Below are 7,722 nucleotides of genomic sequence, written 5' to 3'. Positions count from 1 at the left end.
CCACGCGTAGCATTCCGTCCGGCAGCGGCCGCTGTAGCTCCTTCGCCACGCTCCAGGGTGCCGTCATCCAGGCCTCCAGCTCCTCCGGCTCCGTCAGGATCACCGGCATGGCCTTGGGGTGGATCGGCGCCACCTCGGCGTTCGGCTCGGTGGTGAGGAAGGCGTAGAGGTCGGCCGTCACCTCACCCTCCTTCACCTTCCGCACGGATTTCCACTCCGGCACCCAGATCCCGGCGAAGAAGGCGAGCGGCCGGTCGTCACCCTCGCCCAGGGCGAACCAGGCCGGGACCGACTTCCCCTTCACCTTGTCCGGCTCGCTGAAGGCGGTGAGCGGCACGAGGCAGCGATGCTCGGGCGAGAGCCAGCGGCGCCAGTGCGGGGAGGCGGTGTTCCGGACGTTGGTCACGCCGGGGTCGCTCTTCTTCTCCTGGAGGGCGAAAGCTGGGCTCGGCATGCCCCATCGCGCCATCGCCAGCTCGCGCACGCCGTCCGCGGCCGTGCGGACGATCGGCGCCGCGTAGTCGGGGTAGATGCCCGGCAGCGGCTCCAGGTTGCCGGCCAGATCCCTCGTGTAGCGGGTCGCGTCCTGGATGGCGCGCTGATTGGTCCTGGCGGTGTAGAGATTGCACATGCGCGGGAGGCTAACGGCCGGAGCGCGGAGAGAGCCAGAGCCGCCATAGCCGCACTGACCCAGGCGACGCTCTCCCACCCGTGTTCCCTTCCTGTTCACGTTTGACCTACCCTCCTCCGGCCATGTCCGATTCGCCCCCGCGCATCCGTCTCCAACTTCGGCCCTCGCCACCGTCGCCTTTGCGGGCTGACGCTGCGCGGGACGAGTTGGTGCGGCTCTGGGAGGGGCTCGACCGTGAAGGCCAGCGCCTGGTGCTGTCGAACGCCCGCGCGGTGGCGGAGGTGACGGGTCGGATGCCGCGGGTGGTGCCGGAGCCGCATGCCTCCTGAACTGCGCCTGTCCTTTCTCGCCCTGCCGACCACGACGGACCGGAAGGTGGAAGTCTCGATCCTCGACCAGGGCCGGTACCACCCGGGACGTGTGCTGAAGTGGAGCGGCGGCGTCTACCAGGTGGAGCTGCCGGACCCGGAGGTAGTGAAGCTGCTGCGGATGCTCTCCGACCACTACGTCACGGCGAGCACGGCGCTGCCGGTCGAGGGCCGGCGCGCGAAGCTGGTGGTGGAAGTGCTGCTGGAGGGCGAGGCGGCCGAGGGTGGGCGCCGCATCGCGGAGGCCTGCCGACTGCTCGGCCTGGCGTTGGGCCGCATCGAGCAGGGCGAGGCGCAGGGGCTCGTTGCGGATCAGGCTGACGAGCGGCGGGTAGCGTGGCGGCTCACAGCGCCGGTACGCGGGCGCGGGGTGGCGTGAACTGATGCGACTGGACGTGTGCGTGCATGAGGCGGGGCATACGGTGGTGGGCTGGCGGCTGTTCGGGGTGCCGCCCAGCTGGGTTAGCGTCCACATGGGCCCGCCCCTTCAGGCGCAATGCCTCTTCGCCGTCGACCCTCCCCGCAGCCTCCGGGAGGCGCAGCAGCACGCCATCTACTCGGCAGGCGGACGCGCTGCGGTGCTGGAGGCCAAGGGACGCGGCTTCCTCCCGGCCAGCACCAACCCGGACGCTGGATACTGCGAGCCCTACGGCGAGGGCTGCGATGCCTACTGGGTCCACGAGCTGGAGCGGCGCTTCGGGGTGCGGCTGGAGAACCATGCCAAGGCACGGGCGCTTGAGATCGCGGAGCAGGACTGGTCCGTCATCCAGCGCATCGCGGAGTTCTTGGCGACCGGGATGCCGCTCTACAGCGACTACCTGGATCTGATCCTCAACACGAGGATGGCGGCGGCTTCACCGCGCGCCTGAACGCAAACCGCCCGCCACGGCAGGGGGTACATGGCGGGCGGCGCTAGGATCTATCGTCCGTTCTACCTTACAGCACGCAGCGGTGACCCAAAGTGCTATGGGTGAAGCGTCGGGGGCGCTGATATGGATAGGCTGCATTCCATGACCAGCTTCCACCGCCTGGATCGTCGCGAGCACCGGGAGCTTCTCCAGACCTCCTGCGCCTTGCTGGTAAGCTCGCGGGAGCTACTGGCCCTCCCGGTCTATCCCTGGCTGCCGGTACGGCACGGCAACATGCCCGCTCCTGACCCGATGAGGGCCGCCCTCTCCGACTTCGCGCAGTATGCCGGGCAGGAGGACATGCGGCTGGCCTTCGAATTCCTCTCCACGATGGAAGCGCTGCTATCGTCGAGGCCCGGATCGAAGGAGACAATGAGGCCCGACGGCTGATCAACCACGATCCCGAACGACACTGGGCTTCAGTCGATACTAACCATGTGGTTGCCCTTTTCGGGGCCTCCTGGCACTCGATGGGTTTCACGAATTCCTGGAGGGCCGTTGTGCCCCGCTTCTACCTCGATACCAGCGACGGCGACTTCAAGATCACGGACCACGTCGGTTATGACTTTGCAGACCGGGACGAGGCCCGCCGGTTAGCCCTCGATACCCTGCCCGACATGGCCCGCGACAAAATGCCCGACGGCGACCGGCGCGACTTCATCTGCAATGTCCGGGATGAGGCGGGGAAACCGATTTTCACCGCGACCCTGTCCCTGATTGCGCGGTGGCTCACCTAGGCCGGACCGGCGGTTTCCGCCTGACCTGCCGTGGGCATCTTCTTGGGCGCAGGTTTCGGAAATGAAACCTGCTTGATAGGCTTCCTTCCTGAGGGACGAGAACAGGACGGGAGTATGATCACTCCGCTGATCAGAAAACTGAGCCAAGCCGTTGATTTCAGCGATGATGACTTGGCAACTCTGACACGGCTGACGAGCAGACAGCGCACCGTCGGTCCACGAACTGCTCTCATCCACGAGGGCGACCGACCAGGGCCAGTGCGGCTCATCATGAAGGGGCTCGCCTGCCGCTATCAAAGCCTGCCCGACGGAAGCAGACAGATCGTGGCCCTGCTGATACCCGGCGACTTCTGCGACCTCCACGTCGCGATCCTCGACCGGATGGACCACAGCCTGGGCACTCTCTCGAACTGCGACATTGTGGAGATCCCCCGTGCCGCCGTTCTCAGCCTGATCGAGACCAGCCCCTCCATCACCCGCGCCCTGTGGTGGGCGACGCTCGTCGATGAGGCCATCCTGCGGAACTGGCTCGTGAACAAGGGTCGGCGCCAAGCCGATCTGCAACTGCTGAACCTGTTTTGCGAGCTGCTCTGCCGCTACGAGGTGGCGGGCCTTGCTCAGGGCGACACCTTCCCGCTCCCCCTTACCCAGGAGGAGCTCTCGGACGTTATGGGCGTGTCCGTCGTTCATGCGAACCGCACGCTCAACAGCCTGCGTGAGGCAGGCCTTGTCACCTTCGAGAAGGGATCCGTCACTTTCCCCGATCGCGCCCGTGCCTACGAGGTGGCCGAGTTCGACCCGACTTACCTTCACCTGACCCGCCGGCGTTGAGGCGCACGCACCAGCTGTTTGCTGTGCAGTGAAGCAAGCCGCGCTCACCATACGAAGTGAGTGCCGCGAAGCAGGGACCTGGCTGCAAGTTGACCATGGCGACGACCCAAGCTCGTACGTACGCACGTCTCCCAGCCTCATACGGCCTTGGTCCCTGCGGCCCCTGTGGTGACCACGAGGCTACCAGTTGCTGAGTAAATTGTTCCGATCCGGAAGATGCGGAGCTGCAAGACTGCGCCGGACGGCGGTACTTATCCGAAATAGGATATAATTCTTATTTAAGTTTCCCAACGATCCCAACATAGTTTGCATCTGAGGTGGGTGGAATTCTGTAGAGCAGCTGAACTACAACAGGATTTCCGTAGTTGGCCTCCGAAAAACATCCAGGATGCTGGGCGGGGAAAACATCGATGGTTGCTAATTCCGGTCCCTCTGCTGGAGCATCGTCAGAGCGCGATGTGGACCTAGCGGCTCCTTCCGAGGCTGTGTTGCAGACCCGGATTGCTGCGCAGGACAACCGCGTGGCCAGTCTGCCCCAGACCCCAGAGGTGCTGCAGCAAGCCCTGCCAGGAAGCAACCAGCGCTCACCCACGTCGTCCGACGTCGATGTCGGCCAGGAAGTCCGGGAACTTCGCCGTACGCAGGGTCGAAGCCAGAAGGAACTGGCGCGCGCGGTGGGCGTCACCGGGGCGCAGATGCATCGCTACGAGACGGGAACCACCCGGATCGCGGCCAGCCGGCTGATAGCGATCGCGAACGCACTGGACGTCGGGCCGGACGTGCTGATCGCGGCCGGATCCACCCAGAACGCTCCGACACCGCTGGCACTGACGCCCAAGGCCAGCGCTGGCGACGAGTTCGCCGAGTTGCTTCACCTGTTCTGCGCGATCAACGATCCGAAGTGCCGTCATGCACTGATCGTGGTAGCCAGGATGTTGGCTGGTTAGACGGCCGTGCCGGCCAGGTTGACGGTCGCCGTAAGCCACCGGCTATAGTTTCCAGCTTCATAGAGGACATCTCCTGACAGACCGAGTGCGGATAGCTCCCCCCTTCGCTTACACCTGCCCCATCTGCGGCGGGGCGATGCGGAACGGTGAGGGCGAGAACGGGTCTTGGTTCCAGTGCTCCGTTGGGCACGAGTTCTCGGCGGCCGACATGGACGTGCGGACGACGAACATGGTGGATGCGGCCCTGGCAACGGCGCTGCGCGTCCTGGATGAGCGGGCAGCCTTGTGCGCGGATTTTGCCGGCATGGCCGCCGGGGATCATGACGGAGGGCGTCAAACCTACTGGCAGGAACTGCAGTTCGAGATTGAGATGAAGGCCAAGGTGGTGGCCGGCCTCATCAACCGGGGCTGGCCAGATCCGTCTGGAAAGTAGCCCTGCTGCTGTCCAGGCCCTCAACGTCGCCTTGGTGGCCGTTAAGGAGGACGGCCTTGCGGTGGTAGAGGTGCTGGGGCAGGACCTGGGCCAGGATAGCGCCAGCGAGGCACGGTTGGCGCCTACGGTGTAGGTGGTGGTGGATAAGGCTTGACGACAACGGATGGTGCGGCGGCCTCAGGCACTCGCCATAGGCAGCGCCGATGGTAGAAATCGGCACAGCTCACCTCGTCAACAATCCTGACAGGCCGGTATGGTTGCGGAACCAACCCCAACCAGGACTATCCAGATGCCTCCCAAGCCCCTCTCCCCGGATGCCCTCGACAAGGTTGTGGGAGGTGCCTTCCAGCAAACCGGGGCGGGGAACGACGCCGTCTTCGGCACCGGTGCTGCCGACGTCATCTTTACCGGATCCGGCAACGACACCGCCAACGGCGGCGCTGGGAACGACCAAGTCTTTGGCGAGGCCGGAAATGACGCGATCAGCGGTGGGGCCGGCAACGACCTGCTCTTCGGCGGTGACGGCCAGGATACCCTGAACGGCGGCGCGGGCCAGGACCAGCTCCAGGGCGGGGAAGGCAATGACGCCCTGGATGGCGGCGTGGGCGACGGCGCTCAGGACCTGGCCTTCGGCGGTGCTGGCAACGACAGCTTCATCTGGGCGCCGGGCGATGGCAACGACCAGTTCCAGGGCGGCACCGGCAACGACACGCTGCAGCTGGACAATGTGAGCCTGCATCAGCTGCAGTCCTCGCTGACGCTGGAGGGCAACACCAACCTTCAGATGCACGTGGGCAGCAACGCCCAGGGGCAGCAGGAGGTGACCTTCACCAACGCCAGCGGCCAGCCCGCCAATTTCCAGGGCGTGATCAACATCGGCGGCGAAAGCCTGCGCTTCTCCGATGTCGAGAAGATCGCGCTGGTCTGACGAACGGCGTTCCTGCCGTGCGATCCCCTCGCCGCGGTAGAACAGGGCCGGCGTGCCCCCGATTTCCAAGCGCGCCGGCCCACCCACCTGCCTCGCTCTGGGCGGCTACCAGGCAACGAGGAGGCTTGCCAGGCGCCCCCGGCAGCCCGCGTTCTTCTTGATCGCGGCGTCAGCATTTTGTCAGCCGCGTCGTGCTTTGATCTCCCTGCCCGGGTGATGGTCCGGGAAGGACACCAACCACCATGAACACCGTCCGCATTGCTCGCGTTCTCGCCCTTGTGGCAACTCTGGGCCTCGGAGCCACTGCCAGCGCGAAGGCGCAGCCCTTCTACCCCTATGCGCCGCCTCCGCCCCCGCGGGTGCAGATCCTGCCGTCGGGGTATCTGCCCCCGCCTCCTCCCCGGCCGGTTCGCTGGTACTACGCCGCCCCCGCACCACGCTGGGCACCTCCGCCACCTTACGCGCCGATTTATGCCGGCCCGCATTTCGTGCGCGGCCACTGGCACGCCGAAACAGGGGAATGGATCCCGGGTCACTGGGCGCGCTGAGGAAAAGTCGGCCCCTCTCGGGCCAGATTAGGCCCAGCCCCCAGGACAAGCGCCTGGGCCGTCGCTGACGCGGCTAGTTACGAGTGCTGGCCGCCACTGCCCGTAGCGCCGGACTGCTCCAGGCTGACGGTAACGCTGCCGGCGAGCGGGGTGCGGCTGTCGGCCTGGAGCAGCGGTCAGAGCCGGTCGCATCTACCACTGAGCTTACCGGCTCTTCACGGACCTTACTTAGGTCCCGGCTCGCCTGTTCGGAGCAATTCCAAGCGCGTGTAGCTTTTTCAGGAAAGCTTCCGCCTGGAATGGCTTGGCGATAAAGTCCTCAAAGGCGCCGAGACGACGGCCATTCATGAGAGCTGGACGGCCACTCACATAGAGGATTGGCAGGTTCGTGTGGGCGGCTCGCACCCGCTCCGCGACCTTGAACCCGTCCAGTCCTGGAACGCCCAGATCAAGGTCCGTCGCCAGCATTCGGCAGGGCGGAACAGCCTCCATCCGGCCAAGGGCCTCATGCGGGGTTGCGAAGGCTGCTACCTCGAAGCCCTCTGTCTCTAGAACCTCAACCAGCAGCTCCCGCAGCAGATCGTTGTCTTCCAGGACGACAACGTCGCACATGCGGTAGCCTTTTCGCAGTGAGGGATGCGGCCGTGCTTGTGCAGGGGAGTGACCCCATGGGGAACAGGCTTAATGGGCACGCCTCCGTACCCACCGCAGCTGTCGTATTGTAACTGCTGTAATTGTTCGGGGTTGCAGAAGCGCAAAACCACACCATAAATCGTGGCTCGCAACCGGGCTGGTACTAGACGTTCCCGGTGGCGCCCTCGGAAGCGCGGTCCTGGTCGGCAAGGGCGGAGGTCATGGCTTTACCGGCGCCCTGAAGATAAATTGGGCCTGTCAGTGCTGCGTCGAAGGATCCTGGGGGACGGCGGCATCGAACTCATCGACCGCCTGTTTCAGGCTTTCGCATCTGGTCGGAGGGAGATCCTTCGCTTCCTGGGCGGCAGCCATGACAGCGCCCGCGGCCAGCGACCTGCCATCGGTCGGAACTGCGCCTGCAGGTGCGCGGCTGACCGCTCGGACGATAAGCGCAGTCACCTTGGCCTGCTGCGTTTTCTCCCATTCGGCCGTCCGGAAGCCGCAGACCCGGGCCTGAGCGGCGAGCCTGATATACCCAACATAGGCCTCGACGTTGGAGAAGCCGGTGACGGCCGGCGCCTCTCTCTGGGCGTCCTGAGCCTGAGCGCCGATGCTGAACATCGCCATTAAAGCGGTTAGTGACTGTTTGAGAACTCAGCGGTGGGTGATCCTGCGGAGGAGGAGGGCGCCCATGGCGACGTGGATCATGGCCTCGGAGACGTCGAGGCGGCGCTCGTAGTCGCGGACCAAACGGCGCC

At 65.4% G+C, this 7,722-nt stretch carries 11 protein-coding genes and 1 pseudogene; 8 read left to right on the top strand and 4 right to left on the bottom strand.

What is annotated here, in order from left to right; translation table 11 throughout:
* A partial coding sequence (locus J5Y10_RS27430) for an SOS response-associated peptidase (RefSeq protein ID WP_209377330.1) occupies positions 1–631 on the bottom strand: 631 nt, incomplete at its 3' end.
* 318 nt (positions 632–949) lie between these two features.
* Here J5Y10_RS27430 and J5Y10_RS27425 point away from each other — a divergent pair.
* The 8 genes from J5Y10_RS27425 to J5Y10_RS28660 all read left to right on the top strand — a co-directional run bounded on the left by J5Y10_RS27425 (position 950) and on the right by J5Y10_RS28660 (position 5,783).
* Positions 950–1,378 carry a hypothetical protein gene (locus tag J5Y10_RS27425; protein WP_209377329.1) on the top strand — a complete coding sequence of 143 codons (429 nt, stop codon included), beginning with the start codon at positions 950–952 and terminating at the stop codon, positions 1,376–1,378.
* A gap of 4 nt (positions 1,379–1,382) precedes the next feature.
* The gene (locus J5Y10_RS27420) at positions 1,383–1,868 is read left to right on the top strand and encodes a hypothetical protein (protein ID WP_209377327.1); all 486 of its coding nucleotides are present in this window, start codon (positions 1,383–1,385) and stop codon (positions 1,866–1,868) included.
* 141 nt (positions 1,869–2,009) lie between these two features.
* The gene (locus tag J5Y10_RS27415; RefSeq protein WP_209377326.1) at positions 2,010–2,297 is read left to right on the top strand and encodes a hypothetical protein; all 288 of its coding nucleotides are present in this window, start codon (positions 2,010–2,012) and stop codon (positions 2,295–2,297) included.
* 110 nt (positions 2,298–2,407) lie between these two features.
* The gene (locus J5Y10_RS27410; protein WP_209377324.1) at positions 2,408–2,644 is read left to right on the top strand and encodes a DUF6894 family protein; all 237 of its coding nucleotides are present in this window, start codon (positions 2,408–2,410) and stop codon (positions 2,642–2,644) included.
* A gap of 114 nt (positions 2,645–2,758) precedes the next feature.
* A complete protein-coding gene (locus tag J5Y10_RS27405; RefSeq protein WP_209377323.1) occupies positions 2,759–3,475 on the top strand; it encodes a Crp/Fnr family transcriptional regulator in 717 nt (238 codons plus the stop codon).
* A 521-nt stretch (positions 3,476–3,996) separates the two neighbouring features.
* Complete coding sequence (locus J5Y10_RS27400) at positions 3,997–4,422, top strand: helix-turn-helix domain-containing protein (RefSeq protein ID WP_209377321.1); 426 nt, start codon at positions 3,997–3,999, stop codon at positions 4,420–4,422.
* 208 nt (positions 4,423–4,630) lie between these two features.
* Positions 4,631–4,855: a hypothetical protein gene (locus tag J5Y10_RS27395; RefSeq protein ID WP_209377320.1), complete on the top strand. Its 225-nt coding sequence runs from the start codon at positions 4,631–4,633 to the stop codon at positions 4,853–4,855.
* Between the two features lie 289 nt (positions 4,856–5,144).
* The gene (locus tag J5Y10_RS28660; RefSeq protein WP_280856243.1) at positions 5,145–5,783 is read left to right on the top strand and encodes a calcium-binding protein; all 639 of its coding nucleotides are present in this window, start codon (positions 5,145–5,147) and stop codon (positions 5,781–5,783) included.
* A gap of 776 nt (positions 5,784–6,559) precedes the next feature.
* Here J5Y10_RS28660 and J5Y10_RS27385 read toward each other — a convergent pair.
* The 3 genes and pseudogenes from J5Y10_RS27385 to J5Y10_RS27375 form a co-directional block, all read right to left on the bottom strand.
* Positions 6,560–6,943 carry a response regulator transcription factor gene (locus J5Y10_RS27385; protein ID WP_209377317.1) on the bottom strand — a complete coding sequence of 128 codons (384 nt, stop codon included), beginning with the start codon at positions 6,941–6,943 and terminating at the stop codon, positions 6,560–6,562.
* A gap of 279 nt (positions 6,944–7,222) precedes the next feature.
* Complete coding sequence (locus tag J5Y10_RS27380; protein WP_209377316.1) at positions 7,223–7,591, bottom strand: hypothetical protein; 369 nt, start codon at positions 7,589–7,591, stop codon at positions 7,223–7,225.
* A 27-nt stretch (positions 7,592–7,618) separates the two neighbouring features.
* Positions 7,619–7,722, bottom strand: a pseudogene (locus tag J5Y10_RS27375) (IS5-like element ISRso1 family transposase); the annotation flags it as partial.

The organism is Roseomonas indoligenes (genome assembly GCF_017813365.1).
Taxonomy (GTDB): Bacteria; Pseudomonadota; Alphaproteobacteria; order Acetobacterales; family Acetobacteraceae; genus Roseomonas; species Roseomonas indoligenes.
This window is presented reverse-complemented; position numbering and strand designations above follow the sequence as displayed.